This window comes from Mesorhizobium sp. B4-1-1 (genome assembly GCF_006439375.1).
Lineage (GTDB): Bacteria > Pseudomonadota > Alphaproteobacteria > Rhizobiales > Rhizobiaceae > Mesorhizobium.
This window is the reverse complement of the sequence record NZ_VFTH01000006.1, coordinates 143,385-158,584: the sequence shown is the minus strand read 5'-3', so window position 1 is coordinate 158,584 and position 15,200 is coordinate 143,385. Positions and strand designations below refer to the sequence as shown.

Genomic DNA, 15,200 nt, shown 5'->3' with positions numbered 1-15,200 from the left:
GTCAGCCTTTCCGCCTCGACAGCCGTTCCTGCACCGCCGTAAGCACCACGGCGATAACGAGGATCAGGCCATAGGCGATCTGCAGCACATAGGTTGAAACGTTGAAGGTTGTGAGGAGGCTCTGCAGCAGGAAGATGTCGATGGCGCCGATCGCGGCGCCGCCAAGCCCGCCAAGCCCGCCGGCGAGGCTGACGCCGCCCAGCGCCACGGCGGCAATCGCAATCAGTGTGTAGGTCGGGCCGATATTGGGGTCGGCCGAGCCGATCAGCGCGGTGAGCATCAGCCCAGCCGCGGCGGCGAAGATCCCGGTCAGGATATAGGCGATGAGCCGCACCTTGGTCACCGGCACGCCGGCGGTATAGGCGGCGCGGTCGTCGCTGCCGACGGCCATCAGCAGGTCGTAATAGGGCGTGCGGCGCACCAGGAGCCAGCACAGGCCGATCAGCGCCAGCGGCAGAATCGAGAGCGGCCCGGCCATCGCCTTCAGCCAGTCAGGCGCCGGACCGATCGGCGCCGGCAGGATGGTGAGCGTGACGCCGGTGAGGATGAGATACGTGCCGAGCGTCGCCACGATCGGCTGGATGCGCAGGATCGTAGCGAGCACACCGTTCGCTGCGCCGACCGCCGCGCCAACCAGCAACGCGGCCGGAACGACGATCCACGGCGACGAGACGCCGAGATTGAGGAACAGCACCTGGATGACCAAAGCATTGACGAAGCCCATGAGCGGACCGACGGAGATATCGATGCCGCCGCGTCCCGCCAGGACGACCGGGGCGGAGGCGACGGCCGCGCCGATCAGCGGTGCGGCCAGCCCGAGCAGCGTGCCCCAGGACGACGGCTGAAAGCGCGCCGGATTGAGCCCGACGTTGAGCACGAGCAGGACGACGAGCATCACCGCGGCAAAGCCGACGCCACGGAGCTTGCGAAGGATCGGGCTCATGCGGCGCGCCCGAACATGGCTGCGATCACGGTGTCGGCGGTCATCTCCGCGCCCGAGAACTCGGCCGACACGCGCTGCTCGCGGAACACCAGCACGCGGTGGCAGAGAAGCAATATCTCCTCGATCTCGCTGGACAGGATCACCAGGGCCATGCCCTCGGCGGCGAGGCCACGGAAGACGTCATAAAGCACATGACGGGTCGCCACGTCGACGCCGCGCGTCGGATCGTTGAGCAGAAGGAAGTTCGGCTCCAGCGCCAAGGCGCGGGCGAGCAGCACCTTCTGCTGGTTGCCGCCGGACAGCGTCGTTATGGCCGCATCCGGACGCGGCGCGACGATGCTGAGTTTCTGCCTGTAGGCTTCATAGCGACGACGGCGTGCCGCGAAGCTCAAGAAGCCGAAGCGGCGATCGTTCGACACGGTGGAGATGGCGAAATTGTCGAGCACCGACTGCGTCGGGAAAATGCCGGTCGAGCGGCGGTCGCGCGGCAGATAGGCGATGCCGCCGGCGACGGCCTTGCGGAAGCTGGTGATCGACCCCGCCTTGCCGTCGACTGCGATCTCGCCGGCGACTGGCCGCTCGAGCCCGGCCAGCGCGCGCAGGAAGCGTTCCTGGCCGTGGCCGTCGAGCCCGGCAAGACCGACGATCTCGCCTGGCGCGATCGTCAGACTGATCGGATCGACACCGGGAGCGATGACGAGCTCCCGCACACGGAGGGCTTTTGCATCAGCCATGCGCCAACTCCGCGGCCGTTTGCGGCGCCATCGCCGCCAGAAGCTCGGCCGGCGTCGAAACACCGCGCTCCTCGGTCTTCACCACCCGGCCGGCGCGCAGGATGGATATGCGGTCGGACAAAGCCATCACCTCGTCCATCCGGTGCGTGATGAACAGGATCAGCGTGCCCGCCCCGGCCATCGCGCGCATAAGCGCGAAGACCGACTCGCGGTCGGCGAAGTCGAGCGCCGCCGTCACCTCGTCGAGGATCAGGACACGCGGGTTGCGGATGACGGCGCGGGCAAGCACGACAAGCTGTCGCGCGGCAAGCGGCAGCTCGCCGCATGGCCGGTCGAGATCGATCGGCGTCACCGCGAAGCGGCCGAGCGCGGCCTGCGCCCGGGCGCGGCGGTCGCCACGCGGCACGCCTCGTCGCCAAAGGCCGTCCAGGCCGAGCAGGATGTTGTCGGTCACCGAACGATCGGGCGCGACCAGCACTTCCTGGAAGACGGTAGCAAGGCCAGCGGCCTGGAAGGCCGCGGGCTGCGTGCCGGAAAACGCCTTGCCGTCTAGCAGGATCGCACCCCTATCGGGCTGCACGATGCCGGACAACAGTTTCACGAGCGTGCTCTTGCCCGAGCCATTCTCGCCGAGGATCGTATGGATCGTGCCGGGATGGAAGGCGATCGACGCCTCGGCCAGCGCGACGGTTTCGCCATAGCGTTTCGAGACGCCTTGGACTTCGAGCATGTGTCTTTCCAAGATAGAGAAGCAGGCCCCTAGAACGTTTCACCGTTTCACGGAAACGGCGAACCCTCTATCACTTCGTTTTGACGCAATTCCGGACGGAAAACCGTTTCACACTTTTCCTGGAATTGCTCTAGCGAGAGCCGGCTTCGCAAAACATCACTTGGCGCAGGCGTCCGGCACCTTGGAATAATCCCAGCCCCTGGTCGGCGCGGGATTGGCGAAATAGGCGTCGAGCACGTCCTCGGGCATCGGGTCCGTCGGCGGCACCGGGAAGACCGAAACGGCATCCGGCGTCATGCAGTCCTTGTACCATTTGTCGAGCTCGACGGCATGCACCGGCGGGATCGGGATCAGCAGCGTGTTGAGCTTCGGCTTCTGCCCGTCGAGCATGCGCTCACCGACGCGAAACAGCGTCTGCGCAGTCCAGCCCGGCAGCACGGCATGGCCCTCGAAGCGGTACTTGTCGGGATTGGCCTTCCAGTAGCCGAGCGCGTCGCCGGTGATCGAGCCGGTGATCAGCGGCGCGGGACGGCCGGCTTCGGCGAAGGCTTCGGCGACGACGCGGCTTTCGCTGCCGGTCGTCCACACCGCATCGATCGGCGCGGGATTGGTGGCGATCGCTTGCAGCACCACCGTCTTGGTGACGTTGGCCGTCCAATTGCCGTTGACGGTGCGCGCGACCTTGAGGCCCTTGTTCTCGGCCAGCGCCTTGTCGGCGCCCTGCTTTTCCTGGACCACGATCGGATGGCCGGCGATGCCCTCCACCACCAGCACGCTGGCATCGGGCTTTGTCTTGCCGATCGCCGTCATCATGTCATAGCCCCAGCGGGCATAGTTGGAATCGACATTGATGGCGTTGGGGCTGGTGATCGAGCCCGCCGCGGTGATGAAGGGGATGCCAGCCTTGGCGGCGGCGTCCACGGCATCGTCGAGCGCCGTCGCCGAGCCCGGGATCGAGGTGATGATCGAACATTTCTTGTCGATGAAGGCGCGGATCTGGTTGATCTGCTGGCTCGGGTCGTTGTTCGAATCCGACACTTCGAAGCTCGACACCGTGCCGTCGGCGATCAGGCCCTCGACCAGCCGCTTCAGCTCCTTGGTAACGGACACGCGCCACGGATTGCCCTGGTAGCTCTCCGAATGGCACCACTTCCACGGCTTGGCAGGCGGCGTGAAATTATCCCAGGCCGAGGGCAGCACTTTCTGCGGCGCGCCGTCATACTGCGCCTTGAGATCGGCAGGCAAGCCGTCGATCACCGACTTCACGTCGGCGGCATGGACGGCGAACGGGATCGTGACTATGGCGGTTGCGGCGAGCAGGCCGCGTATCAGGCTGGTCATCTTTTCCTCCCTTGGTGCATCAGAAACTAGCTGGCGGCGGCCGGCGCGAAACTCTCCCTGAACAGGCGATTGATGTCGGCGACGACGTCGTCCTGCCTGCCGGCAAGGCCCTCATTTATGCGGTCCGAAGCCTGCTGTTGGAACGCCATATAGCCGTCGTGGCGCGGGCGGACCCAGGCGCCTTCGAGCGTCGCACGCGTGTCGCGATAGAAGTCGCCGGTCGCGGCGTTGACGGCATCGTCCTCCCAGGCCGCGGCATGGCCGGGCTGGCCGCCGGCGGCTGTGTAAGGCCCGCGCTGCACGTCGCCGCTGGCGATCCAGTAGGCGAAGTCGATCGCCGCCTCGCGCGCGGCGGAAAAGGCCGAGACGGCAATACCGGTTCCGCCAAGCGCCGAGCCGACCGGGCCGTTGCCGCCGGCGACCGGCATGTCGGCGAAGGCAAGACGGCGCGGCCGGAAACCCGCCACCGCATAGGGAACATAACCGTAGATCAGTGGCGCGCAGGCGATGCGGGAATTGGCTTCCGCCATCCTTTCAAACACCGCGATCGGATCCATGGTCAGGCATGCGGGATCGACGAGCGCCGCGATCTCGCGCAGCATCTCGAAGGCGGTTTCGCCGGCCTCGCCATCGATAAGGTCGACCGAACCGTCGACGATGCACGGCCGGCCAAGATCGGCGGCCAATGTGTAGAAGCACATCAGCGAATGCGGCGGCCGGAGCGGCAAGAGAACGCGGCCCTGCTCGGCAAGCGCCAGCACTTCGGTCCAGATCGCCGGCGCGGCTTCGATCAGATCCGGCCGCCAGGCCTGAACCTGGGTCGCGGCATCGATCGGAAATGCCCATTGCCGGCCCTGCCAGGTGTAACTCGGATAGGATTGGCCGACGCTTCCGGCGGCGAGTGCCTTGCGTTCCGCCTCGCGTCCCGGCACATCGAGCGGCGCCAGACATTTCTCGGCGGTGATCTGGCCGACATGCGGGTGGTCGATGACGATCAAGTCGTAGGCGCTGGCGAGTTCTTTCACGGGAAAAGATTCGAAATCCTGCAGCGAGCGCTTTTCCCATTCGATCGAGACGCCGGTCTTTTCCTTCCACAGCGCCGAGCACGCCACCATCGGGTCGTAGCCGCGCGGATGGCTCCAGGTCATGCCTTTCAAAGAAACACCGCTCACAGGCCGAACTCCGAGCGGATTTTCTCGCTGTGCTCGCCGATGCGAGGGGCGGCTCGATCCACTTTGGCGCGGGCGCCGTCGACGCGCAGCGGCGTGCGGGTGGTTAGGATCGAGACATTGTCCTCGCGCGTCACGGTCTGCAGCATGTCGAGCGTCTTGAAGCCGTCGCTTTCCATCAGTTCCGGCCAGGTCAGCACCTTGGCGCACCAGACATCGGCGGGCTCGAGGATGGCCAGCCATTCGTCGATGGTCTTTTGCCCGATGCGCCTGGCGACGATCGCCTTGATCTCGTCGCGGGCCGTGAACCAGGTCGCGGGCTTGTCGCGGAACGGGTCGAGCTCGGGCAGTTTGAGCAGGTCGGCAATCTTCGGGATCGGCGTCATCGCAATCGCCAGGTAGCCGTCCTTGGCCGGATAGACGCCGTAGGGCGCCGACAGATAGGCGTGGGCGCTGCGGAAGGACGAGCGCTTCGGCAGACGGCGGCCGTCGTTGAGATGCGTGGTCAGCACCTCGAACTGGAAATCGATCAGCGCCTCGAGGAGGCTTGTCTCGACATGGCCGCCCTTACCGGTGATGCCGCGCCGCACCAGCTTGGCGAGGATACCCTGGGCGCAGGCAGCGCCCGCCAGCATGTCGGCGACCGCCAGGCCGAACGGCACGGGCCCCTGCTCCTCGTCGCCGTTGAGCCACATCACGCCGGAACGGGCCTGCGCGAGCAGATCCTGCCCCGGGCGCTTGACCCAGGGACCGTCCTCGCCATAGCCGCTGATCGAGGCGTAGACGAGCCGGGGATTGATCGTCCTCACATGCTCATAGTCGAGGCCGAGCCGCTCGATGACGCCCGGCCGGAAATTCTGGATGAGCACGTCAGCCCTGGCGATCAGCGCACGCAGCATCGCAAGATCGGCCTCGTTCTTGAGGTCGACGGCCAGGCTCTCCTTGCCGCGGTTGATGGCGTGGAAAATGGTGGAATCGCCACCGATCTCGGTGTCGCTGAGATAAAGCCGGCGCGACAGGTCGCCGCCGTCCGGCCGCTCGATCTTGATGACGCGCGCGCCGAGATCGAGCAGGCGCAGCGAGCAATAGGGTCCCGACAGGAACTGGCTCATGTCGACGACGACGAGGCCGGTCAGCGGAAGTTCGTTTTCAGCGGCCACGGTTCATTTCTCTGTCTTGCCGACGAAATCAGCCGGGTTCTTGTATTTCACCGTCTGCAGATGCTCGCAGTAGAGCACCAGCTCTCCTTCACCCTTGAAGACTTCATAGCTGGCGCGGATCAGGCCCATGTCCTGGTAGCGCGGCTTTTTGTCGAGGTTGGTTCGGATCGAATAGATGGTGTCGCCGATGAAGACCGGCTTGATGAATCTGAGCTTGTCATAGCCATAGGAAAAGGCGTTGATGCAATTGGTGGCGACCAGGCCGAGCCCGGCCGAAAAGACGAAGGCGCCCGCCACCAGCCGCCGGCCGAAAATGCCTTCCTTCTCGGCGAACATCTGGTCCTGCACGTAAGGATGGATGTCCAGCACCAGCGCGTTGAACATATGGCTTTCGCCCTCGGCGATGGTGCGGCGGAGCGAGCGGATTTTGTGGCCGGCCTGCCAGTCCTCGTAGAACCAGTTTTCCGAATTCCAGACGGGGATGCCGGCATGCGCCTCAGGCATGTCGACCGGATGCGTCGAGGCGACGCCGACGGTCGGCGAGAATGCGCTCATGGTCCTCTCCGGAAGCTTCCGGCGCGGCCTGCAAGGCGGTTCCGGGCACGAGGCCGGATGGCGAGACGCATGTCGCTTTTCCTCCCGTCAATTCTTTTGTGAATAATATTTTCACATATGGGATTGCCTTGCAAGCGACGATCGGCGAAATTTTTGGAAAGCCGGCACGAGCGCAGCAGCGCCGGCGATGGGAGGAAGATCGATGCAAAGCGCGTGTCTTGTCTTTGTCGGCAGCCTCAACCGCGAGGCTCCCTATTTCCAGGGGGCGCGCGGCGTCGGCCTCGGCGTCTACGCTTTCGACGAGGCGACGCTTGCCGTGCAAAAGCTTGCCGAGACCGACGAGGTCGACAACCCGACCTTCCTGTCGGTGACGCCGGACGGGACGCGCATCTATGCCAATTCGGAAGTCTTCGCCTGGCGCGAGGGAACGGTCACGGCCTATCGCTTCGAGCGCGCCACCAATTCACTCGCCTATATCAACAAGCAGCCGTCGCTCGGCAGCATCACCGCGCACAACACGATCACCCGCGACGGCGGCAAGCTGCTGGTCGCGAATTACGGGCTGGGAAGCGGCGGCCCCGACAAGGCGGTCGCTGTGTTCGGCTTCGCGGCCGACGGCGGCCTGACCGCGCCGCTGGCGAGCGTGGCGCATTCCGGCACCGGCCCCAACGCTGACCGGCAGGAGCGATCGCACGCCCACAGCGTCACCGAAACCATCCAGGGCGGCGTTGCCATCGTCGCCGATCTCGGCATCGACCAGCTGGTCTCCTACCGGATAGGGCCCAACGGCGCGCTGGTGAAGCTCGCTTCCTCGGCGCTCGCGCCAGGCGCCGGACCGCGTCACGTCGCGCTGCATCAGAACGGCCGCTTCGTTTTCGTCATGAACGAGCTGGACTCGACGGTCGTCTCCTTGGCGCTCGACCAATCGTCAGGTCAGCTCGAGCCGATCGACACCAAGCCGGCGGTTCCAGAACAGGCTCGCGCGCATAATCACTGCGCCGACATCCAGATCTCGCCCGACGGCCGCTTCCTCTACGGCTCCAACAGAGGCCATGACAGCGTCGCCATCTTCGCCGTCGATCAGCAGTCTGGGAAATTGGAGCTGGTCGACTTCGCGCCTTGCGGCGGCGCGACACCGCGCAACCTCGCGCTGACGCCGTCGGGCAGGCATCTGTTTTCAGCCAACCAGAACGCCGATCGCATCTCGATCTTCGCCCGCGACGAGACGAGCGGCCGGCTGACCGACACCGGCCACGCCATCGAAATCGGAACGCCGATGTGCGTGCGGATCACGCGGGACCCGCTTTGACTTCAGTGACTGACTTTGCTCACTGGCCGACCCGGGCGAACGAGCCGATATAGGTCTGGCCGGCAAGCGCGTAGGTAACGTTGAGTGTTCCTGGCGACGGCATCGTTGCGGTGATGTCCGCGCCGTTCGGCAGGCGCCCGAGCTTCAAGGTGTTTCCGACGATCCTGCCGGAGCCGTCGGCAACGCCCGGCTTGTTATCGGCCAGGTCGCCCCACGCGTAGCTGACCGTCACCTGCCCGCCCGAGGACACGGTCAGGACCGCCAGCTTGCCGTCATACATGCCGTTGAGCTGCCCCGCCCATATGCCGGAGAATGCGGCGTATCTGGCCGGAACGCCCTTGCCGGGGGGAACGATCGCAGCCGCCTGATCCAGCACGGCCGAATTCGGCGAGGTCGCAGCGGAAGCAGCAGCGGCGGCCGGGATTGGCTCGGATGGAGGCGGTTCGTCGGGAGCCGACTGGCAGGCGGCAAGCGCGGATGCCAGAATGCAAAGCATCGGCAAGAGACCGTTTTGTCGCGCGAGCAGCCCGGATCGAACACGTCCCTGCGCCAGATTCCCACCCAAAGCCGGAATTCTCATAAGCATCCCTCTGACAGGAAGCCCCTTAGCCTAGTTGCGGCCACCGGCATAGGGATTTCCTCGGGCGCTTGTTCGCCGGTACCACCCGCGTTCGCTTTCCGTTGGAGCGGCTTTCCAGGGACGATATCTTTGCAAGCATCCGTCGACGCTCCGTCGCGGGCGTGATGCTGGAACTCCCGCCAGTGCCCCGCGTTCCAAAAGAAACCGGTTGCGAGCGCGCTCCACCGATCCGAGCGAAGATCGTTCGTGAATTCCTTCGAGAAGAACGCGATAAATGCACGGAGTTCCAGCCATGGCTTTCACGCTTGAGAGTCCAGCCTTTGAAAACGGGCAGACCATTCCCGAACCCTATGTCCGCAACGGAGGCAATTTGTCGCCTCCCCTGCGGTGGAAGAACGCGCCGGTCGGGACCAGAAGCTTCCTGCTCGTCGTCGAGGATCCCGATGCGCCGCGCGGCATGTTTCGCCATTGGGCGGTCTATGACATTGCCGCCGGGCGAGACCGCTTGCCGGAAGGCACCGCCGGACCGGAAACTTTCCGCCAAGCCGTGAACGACTTCGGCAATTCCCATTATGACGGTCCCCAGCCGCCAAAAGGGCACGGCGTTCACCATTATCACTTCCGCCTTTCAGCACTCGACGTCGAGGCGCTGGAACCCGGCGGAGAAACGGGAATCGCGAATCTTCTGGCCCAGGCGGAGCCGCATATGATCGCCACTGCCGACCTCGTCGGCACATATGAAAGTCGCTGATGCGCGATCTGACGCATGCTGTCGGCATTCGATCATGCATCCGTTCGAACGAGGAGAACGAGGAGAAAAACAATGCCGGACAAGAAAACCATCGAAAAGGCGCGCGAGGACAAACGCGAAGGCAAGTCGGCAAGCACGCAGGCCGGTGAATTCGTTCACGCGGAAATCGACAAAGTCCGCAAAGGCAAGCACGGCGCCCGCTCCACCAAACAGGCGATCGCCATCGGCCTTTCGGAGGCGCGCCGCGCGGGCGTCGACTTGCCGCCCCCCAAAAAAGGCGATGTGAAGGAGAGCACGCGCAAGAGCGCCAAATATGCTTACGAAGCAGGCCAGGGCGAACGGAAGCCGAAGCGCCAGCCGAAGGTCTCGAAGGCGGTGTCGAAGGTGCTTGAGGGCGAGCCGAAGACCATCGCCTCCCACAAGGCGCTGTCGAAGCAGGCCAAGAGCGCTGCATCCGGCCGCACAGCCGAAGAGCGGTCGGCGGCGGCAAGGAAAGCCGCGCAGACCAAAGGCGCCCCCGGACGATCGACGGCAGCGCGCAAAGCAGCCAGAACCCGCACCCAGCGCGGTTAGAGTGTGAGCGGCCAAGTTGGATGCTTCGCCTTAACCTTCCGTCGGGAAGATGCGACGGACCTGAGAACGGTTCGCCGTTTGACATCGGCCGCCAGATATTTCGGATGCAGTCGACAGTAAGAGGTACGTGCTCTTGCCCGTCAGGGAGAAGAGCCATGCTTCAATCCATCCTTCGCAACCATATTTTGAAAACTCCTCCTCCGAAGGATTTCGCGCTTCTACAGCCGTCCATGCATCGCGTGGAACTGGCTATCAAAGCCCGACTGGAGGACCGCTATCGATAGTCGGAGGTTTTAAGCGATTTCTTTATTTCTACCTTACCGACGTAGGGCCGCAAGGCGTCTGGGACGCGCAACCGAAGCCAGTAAACGTTGCCGCGAAGCTGGAGATGTGATGCTCGCCGGGGCACGGAATTTCCTGCGTTGTGGACCACCTATGTGGACCACATTGCCTGCGCATGCCTTTGAAATCAAAGGTTCTTTAGGGAAATCAACATCCTAAAGAGTGACTGGTGGAGCCAATCGGAATCGAACCGACGACCTCTTGAATGCCATTCAAGCGCTCTCCCAACTGAGCTATGGCCCCACTCCCGGCAGTCAGCCGGCGCCGTTTCCGGCGAAGAGATCCGGCGCGATTGGGAACCGCGCCGTCGTTTAGTGCTGGCGGCTTCTAGCGCCGCCTTCGGTCAAGATCAAGCCTTGAAAAGCCGCTTTTTCGTCACAGGCCAAAATGGCCGGCAAACGAAATCAGACTTCGTCATCGTCGTCGCCGACGCCGATCATATCGGCGACGTCATCGTCCTCTTCCTCTTCGTCGGCAAGGAAGGTGTCGTCCTCATCGTCCCCGAGATCGACATCTTCTTCATCATCGCCAAGATCGGGAAGATCGTCGCCGCCACCCTTGGCCTCGTCATCGGCCTCCTCGAGCGAGACGACTTCGGCGCCTTCCTCTTCGTCGGCGTCCACTTCCTTCTCGGCGACTTCCTCATCTTCCTCGACGGCAGAAATCTTGCCTTCGTCGAAATAGGAGCGTGGATAGCTCTTGCCGGTATAGGGCGAGACGATCGGGTCCTTGTTGAGATCGTAGAATTTCCGACCCGTTTCGGGGTCGACACGCTTGGTGCCAAGTTCAGCTTTTGCCACAGTAGGCCTCGTCAATAAAAGAGTGGTCCCCATAACGGCAGTTTTGAGCGCTGTCAAAGCCAAAAGCCGGCATTGTAAAATGCTCGTATTCGAAGGCCTCGCACAAGGGGATGACCATTGCAACGCACCGTGATACGAGACCGCCGCACCATGACGAACCGAGCCGGCCAGCCGGCATTTCATTTGGAAGACAAGGATGTCTCACTCCGCCGCCGCTAAGCCAGCCACGGCCCGCAAATCCCCTCCCCTTGCCGGCATCGCGCGCGTGCCGGGCGACAAATCCATTTCGCACCGCTCCTTCATGTTCGGCGGCCTCGCCTCCGGCGAAACCCGCATCACCGGCCTGCTCGAAGGCGAGGACGTGATGCGCACGGGCGCCGCCGTGAAGGCAATGGGCGCGCATGTCGAAAAGAAGGGAGCCGAATGGGTGATCCGCGGCACCGGCAACGGCGCGCTGCTGCAGCCGGAAGGCCCGCTCGATTTCGGCAATGCCGGCACCGGTTCGCGCCTCACCATGGGGCTGGTCGGCACCTATGACATGGAGACCACCTTCATCGGCGACGCCTCGCTTTCCGGCCGGCCGATGGGCCGCGTGCTCGACCCGCTGCGCCAGATGGGCGTGCAGGTGCTGAAGGCAGCGCCCGGCGACCGCATGCCGATCACGCTGCGCGGCTCGAAACACGCCGCGCCCATCACCTACCGCGTGCCGATGGCGTCCGCGCAGGTGAAGTCGGCGGTGCTGCTTGCCGGCTTGAACACGCCCGGCATCACCACGGTGATCGAACCGGTGATGACGCGCGACCATACCGAAAAGATGCTCAAGGGCTTCGGCGCCAACCTGTCGGTCGAGACCGACGAGCGCGGCGTGCGCCATATCTTCATCGAAGGCCAAGGCAAGCTGACCGGGCAAACCATCGCGGTGCCGGGCGACCCCTCCTCGGCCGGCTTCCCGCTGGTGGCAGCACTTATCGTGCCGGGCTCCGACATCGTTATCGAGAACGTGCTGATGAACCCGACCCGCACCGGTCTGCTTCTGACCCTGCAGGAGATGGGTGGCAAGATCGAGATCCTCAACCCGCGCAATGCCGGCGGCGAGGACGTGGCGGACCTCCGCGTGCGCTATTCCGAACTGAAAGGCGTCACCGTGCCGCCCGAGCGCGCGCCGTCGATGATCGACGAATATCCGGTGCTGGCCGTGGCCGCGAGCTTCGCCGAGGGCGAGACGCTGATGCAGGGGCTGGAGGAATTGCGGGTCAAGGAATCCGACCGGCTGTCGGCTGTGGCCAACGGGTTGAAGCTCAACGGCGTCGACTGCACGGAAGGAGAGGCTTCGCTCGCCGTGCGCGGCAAGCCGGGCGGCAAGGGGCTCGGCGCGCATCCGAACGGCCAGGATACGGCGGTGAAGACGTATCTCGACCACCGCATCGCCATGAGTTTTCTTGTGATGGGGCTGGCGACCGAGAAGCCGGTGACGATCGACGACGCGAACATGATCGCGACGAGCTTTCCGGAGTTCATGGGATTGATGAAGGGGCTGGGCGCGGAGATCGAGTGATTGTCGATGGGTTGGGGCCAAACAGAAATGCTGGCGGGACAGCGCTCGCCTTGTTCCTTGCGCCCTCTCTTCATGGCGAGCAGCCAATGACCCACACCTTCACCATCGCCATCGACGGCCCCGCGGGCGCCGGCAAGGGCACGCTTGCCCGTCGCCTCGCCGACCACTACCGGCTGAACCTGCTCGATACCGGCCTCACCTATCGCGCGGTGGCCCACAAGCTGCTGGAACTCGGCCTGCCGCTCGATAATGTCTCGGCGGCCGAAACCGCGGCCCGGCAGGTCAACCTGTCGAACCTCGACCGCGCGGTGCTGTCGGCGCACACGGTGGGCGAGGCGGCCTCCAAGGTCGCGGTCATTCCCACGGTGCGGCGCATCCTGGTCGAGAAGCAGCGCGAGTTCGCCAAGGCGCCGCCGGGCGCGGTGCTCGACGGCCGCGACATCGGCACCGTCGTGTGTCCCGACGCCGACATCAAGCTCTACGTCACGGCAAGTGCGGCGGTGCGCGCCAGTCGCCGGCTGGCGGAGATCGAGAGCATGGGCGGCAGCGCCGATTTCGCCACCATCCTTGCCGATATCGAGCGCCGCGACGAACGCGACATGGGCCGCGCCGACTCGCCGCTGAAGCCAGCGCGAGACGCGCACTTGCTTGATACCAGCGAAATGGCTATAGAAGCCGCGTTTCTGGCGGCGATGGTGATCGTTGATGACGTCCTTACCAAGAGAAACAAGGCCTGATCAGGTTTTTCGATTGCCGTTGGCGGCGAAAATACCCATATCGGGCACGAACCAGCCTGCCAGCATTCTTCATGCGCCGGACTTGCCGCCTGAACAGCGGCCAAGGGCTCTTCAGCCCGGAACGCCGGCAGGCTCACGCAACGCTAACCCACGGCGCCCGCTCCGCCAGCGCGCGGAGCATTCCAGGAGAAACAATGTCAGCTGCTAATCCGTCTCGCGACGATTTCGCGAGCATGCTCGAAGAATCATTCACCGCCGGCCATTCCGGCGAGGGCCAGGTTGTCCGGGGCACGATCACCGCGATCGAAAAGGACATGGCCATCATCGATGTCGGCCTCAAGGTCGAAGGCCGCGTGCCGCTGAAGGAATTCGGCGCCAAGGGCAAGGAATCCTCCCTCAAGGTCGGCGACACCGTCGAAGTCTATGTCGAGCGCATCGAGAACGCGCTTGGCGAGGCCATGCTGTCGCGCGAGAAGGCTCGCCGCGAAGAGAGCTGGGTGCGTCTCGAAGAGAAGTTCACCAAGGGTGAGCGCGTCGAAGGCGTCATCTTCAACCAGGTCAAGGGCGGCTTCACCGTCGACCTCGACGGCGCCGTGGCGTTCCTGCCGCGCAGCCAGGTCGATATCCGCCCGATCCGCGACGTCACCCCGCTGATGCACAACCCGCAGCCCTTCGAGATCCTCAAGATGGATCGCCGCCGCGGCAACATCGTGGTGTCGCGCCGCACCGTGCTCGAGGAGAGCCGCGCCGAACAGCGTTCGGAAATCGTGCAGAACCTCGAGGAAGGCCAGGTGGTCGAAGGCGTGGTCAAGAACATCACCGACTACGGTGCGTTCGTCGACCTCGGCGGCATCGACGGCCTGCTGCATGTCACCGACATGGCATGGCGCCGCGTCAACCATCCGACCGAGATCCTCAACATCGGCCAGACGGTCAAGGTGCAGATCATCCGCATCAACCAGGAAACCCACCGCATCTCGCTCGGCATGAAGCAGCTCGAGTCGGATCCGTGGTCGGATATCGGCACCAAGTTCCCGATCGGCAAGAAGATCAAGGGCACCGTCACCAACATCACCGACTACGGTGCGTTCGTCGAGCTGGAGCCGGGCATCGAGGGCCTCATCCACGTTTCGGAAATGTCGTGGACGAAAAAGAACGTGCACCCCGGCAAGATCCTGTCGACGACGCAGGAAGTCGACGTGGTGGTGCTCGAGGTCGATCCGGCCAAGCGCCGCATCTCGCTCGGCCTCAAGCAGACGCTGGAAAACCCGTGGCAAGCTTTCGCCTCGAGCCATCCGGTCGGCAGCCAGGTCGAGGGCGAGGTCAAGAACAAGACCGAGTTCGGCCTGTTCATCGGCCTGGAAGGCGACGTGGACGGCATGGTGCACCTTTCCGACCTCGACTGGACCCGTCCGGGCGAGCAGGTCATCGAGGAGTACAATCGCGGCGACGTGGTCAAGGCGCAGGTGCTCGACGTCGACATCGAGAAGGAGCGCATCTCGCTCGGCATCAAGCAGTTGGCCCGTGACACTGTCGGCGAAGCGGCCAACAGCGGCGAGCTGCGCAAGAACGCCGTCGTCACCTGCGAGGTTATCGGCGTGAAGGATGGCGGTCTGGACGTGCGGCTGGTCGACAGCGGCATCGAGACCTTCATCAAGCGTTCGGACCTTTCGCGCGACCGCGACGAGCAGCGCCCCGAGCGCTTCACCGTCGGCCAGAAGGTCGATGCCCGCGTCATCGCCTTCGACAAGAAGACCCGCAAGCTGCAGGTCTCGATCAAGGCGCTGGAAATCGCCGAGGAAAAGGAAGCGGTCGCCCAGTACGGCTCGACCGACTCCGGCGCCTCGCTGGGCGATATCCTGGGCGCGGCGCTGAAGAAGCAGGGCAACTAAGCCAAGCCTCTTCAACTGACGAACAGCAA

Annotated in this window: 15 protein-coding genes and 1 tRNA gene; 6 read left to right on the top strand and 10 right to left on the bottom strand. The window is 64.2% G+C overall.

Translation table 11 applies throughout. The features are described from left to right. Position 1 precedes the first annotated feature (1 nt). From FJW10_RS11045 to FJW10_RS11015, 7 genes are all read right to left on the bottom strand, one after another. Positions 2-943, bottom strand: a complete 942-nt coding sequence (locus FJW10_RS11045) for an ABC transporter permease (protein ID WP_140900115.1) — start codon at positions 941-943, stop codon at positions 2-4. After that, positions 940-1,677, bottom strand: a complete 738-nt coding sequence (locus tag FJW10_RS11040) for an ATP-binding cassette domain-containing protein (RefSeq protein ID WP_140900114.1) — start codon at positions 1,675-1,677, stop codon at positions 940-942. Before FJW10_RS11040 ends, FJW10_RS11045 begins: the two co-directional genes overlap by 4 nt. Further along, positions 1,670-2,407 carry an ATP-binding cassette domain-containing protein gene (locus tag FJW10_RS11035; protein WP_140900113.1) on the bottom strand — a complete coding sequence of 246 codons (738 nt, stop codon included), beginning with the start codon at positions 2,405-2,407 and terminating at the stop codon, positions 1,670-1,672. The genes FJW10_RS11040 and FJW10_RS11035 overlap by 8 nt, the downstream gene beginning before the upstream one ends. Positions 2,408-2,563: 156 nt before the next feature. Next, entirely contained in the window at positions 2,564-3,748 is a 1,185-nt protein-coding gene (locus FJW10_RS11030; protein WP_140900112.1) for a substrate-binding domain-containing protein, read from the bottom strand. Between the two features lie 26 nt (positions 3,749-3,774). Then, positions 3,775-4,920 (bottom strand): extracellular solute-binding protein, encoded by a 1,146-nt coding sequence (locus tag FJW10_RS11025; protein ID WP_140900111.1) that lies wholly within the window; start codon positions 4,918-4,920, stop codon positions 3,775-3,777. After that, positions 4,917-6,077 (bottom strand): CaiB/BaiF CoA-transferase family protein, encoded by a 1,161-nt coding sequence (locus FJW10_RS11020; protein WP_140900110.1) that lies wholly within the window; start codon positions 6,075-6,077, stop codon positions 4,917-4,919. Before FJW10_RS11020 ends, FJW10_RS11025 begins: the two co-directional genes overlap by 4 nt. A gap of 3 nt (positions 6,078-6,080) precedes the next feature. Further along, the gene (locus FJW10_RS11015) at positions 6,081-6,632 is read right to left on the bottom strand and encodes a MaoC family dehydratase (protein ID WP_140900109.1); all 552 of its coding nucleotides are present in this window, start codon (positions 6,630-6,632) and stop codon (positions 6,081-6,083) included. A gap of 202 nt (positions 6,633-6,834) precedes the next feature. Here FJW10_RS11015 and FJW10_RS11010 point away from each other — a divergent pair, with 202 nt between their 5' ends. Further along, on the top strand, positions 6,835-7,941 hold the full coding sequence (locus FJW10_RS11010) for a lactonase family protein (protein WP_140832127.1): 1,107 nt from the start codon (positions 6,835-6,837) through the stop codon (positions 7,939-7,941). A gap of 19 nt (positions 7,942-7,960) precedes the next feature. Here FJW10_RS11010 and FJW10_RS11005 read toward each other — a convergent pair whose 3' ends face one another. After that, a complete protein-coding gene (locus tag FJW10_RS11005) occupies positions 7,961-8,317 on the bottom strand; it encodes a hypothetical protein (protein WP_246674208.1) in 357 nt (118 codons plus the stop codon). A 496-nt stretch (positions 8,318-8,813) separates the two neighbouring features. Here FJW10_RS11005 and FJW10_RS11000 point away from each other — a divergent pair, with 496 nt between their 5' ends. Together FJW10_RS11000 and FJW10_RS10995 are read left to right on the top strand one after the other, a co-directional pair. Continuing rightward, positions 8,814-9,272, top strand: a complete 459-nt coding sequence (locus tag FJW10_RS11000) for a YbhB/YbcL family Raf kinase inhibitor-like protein (protein ID WP_140900108.1) — start codon at positions 8,814-8,816, stop codon at positions 9,270-9,272. A gap of 72 nt (positions 9,273-9,344) precedes the next feature. Further along, entirely contained in the window at positions 9,345-9,845 is a 501-nt protein-coding gene (locus tag FJW10_RS10995; RefSeq protein WP_140900107.1) for a DUF6496 domain-containing protein, read from the top strand. Between the two features lie 509 nt (positions 9,846-10,354). Here FJW10_RS10995 and FJW10_RS10985 read toward each other — a convergent pair. Together FJW10_RS10985 and FJW10_RS10980 are read right to left on the bottom strand one after the other, a co-directional pair. Further along, positions 10,355-10,430: transfer RNA gene (locus tag FJW10_RS10985), tRNA-Ala, on the bottom strand. Between the two features lie 161 nt (positions 10,431-10,591). Next, on the bottom strand, positions 10,592-10,987 hold the full coding sequence (locus FJW10_RS10980) for a TIGR02300 family protein (protein WP_140650589.1): 396 nt from the start codon (positions 10,985-10,987) through the stop codon (positions 10,592-10,594). Between the two features lie 196 nt (positions 10,988-11,183). On the opposite strand from FJW10_RS10980, the gene aroA reads away from it, so the two are divergent. From aroA to rpsA, 3 genes are all read left to right on the top strand, one after another. Next, positions 11,184-12,542 (top strand): 3-phosphoshikimate 1-carboxyvinyltransferase, encoded by a 1,359-nt coding sequence (aroA, locus tag FJW10_RS10975; protein WP_140900106.1) that lies wholly within the window; start codon positions 11,184-11,186, stop codon positions 12,540-12,542. 86 nt (positions 12,543-12,628) lie between these two features. Beyond that, positions 12,629-13,279: a (d)CMP kinase gene (gene cmk / locus FJW10_RS10970; protein WP_140900105.1), complete on the top strand. Its 651-nt coding sequence runs from the start codon at positions 12,629-12,631 to the stop codon at positions 13,277-13,279. Between the two features lie 194 nt (positions 13,280-13,473). Continuing rightward, positions 13,474-15,171, top strand: a complete 1,698-nt coding sequence (gene rpsA / locus FJW10_RS10965; RefSeq protein WP_140644738.1) for a 30S ribosomal protein S1 — start codon at positions 13,474-13,476, stop codon at positions 15,169-15,171. Positions 15,172-15,200: the final 29 nt, after the last annotated feature.

Excerpts from the sequence above, each read along its gene's own strand:
- FJW10_RS11040 (WP_140900114.1), bottom strand. The coding sequence starts at position 1,677 with ATGGCTGATGCAAAAGCCCTCCGTGTGCGGGAGCTCGTCATCGCTCCC.
- aroA (WP_140900106.1), top strand. The coding sequence starts at position 11,184 with ATGTCTCACTCCGCCGCCGCTAAGCCAGCCACGGCCCGCAAATCCCCT.
- FJW10_RS11030 (WP_140900112.1), bottom strand. The coding sequence starts at position 3,748 with ATGACCAGCCTGATACGCGGCCTGCTCGCCGCAACCGCCATAGTCACG.
- FJW10_RS11045 (WP_140900115.1), bottom strand. The coding sequence starts at position 943 with ATGAGCCCGATCCTTCGCAAGCTCCGTGGCGTCGGCTTTGCCGCGGTG.
- FJW10_RS10995 (WP_140900107.1), top strand. The coding sequence starts at position 9,345 with ATGCCGGACAAGAAAACCATCGAAAAGGCGCGCGAGGACAAACGCGAA.
- FJW10_RS11015 (WP_140900109.1), bottom strand. The coding sequence starts at position 6,632 with ATGAGCGCATTCTCGCCGACCGTCGGCGTCGCCTCGACGCATCCGGTC.
- FJW10_RS11010 (WP_140832127.1), top strand. The coding sequence starts at position 6,835 with ATGCAAAGCGCGTGTCTTGTCTTTGTCGGCAGCCTCAACCGCGAGGCT.
- rpsA (WP_140644738.1), top strand. The coding sequence starts at position 13,474 with ATGTCAGCTGCTAATCCGTCTCGCGACGATTTCGCGAGCATGCTCGAA.
- FJW10_RS11035 (WP_140900113.1), bottom strand. The coding sequence starts at position 2,407 with ATGCTCGAAGTCCAAGGCGTCTCGAAACGCTATGGCGAAACCGTCGCG.
- FJW10_RS11000 (WP_140900108.1), top strand. The coding sequence starts at position 8,814 with ATGGCTTTCACGCTTGAGAGTCCAGCCTTTGAAAACGGGCAGACCATT.
- cmk (WP_140900105.1), top strand. The coding sequence starts at position 12,629 with ATGACCCACACCTTCACCATCGCCATCGACGGCCCCGCGGGCGCCGGC.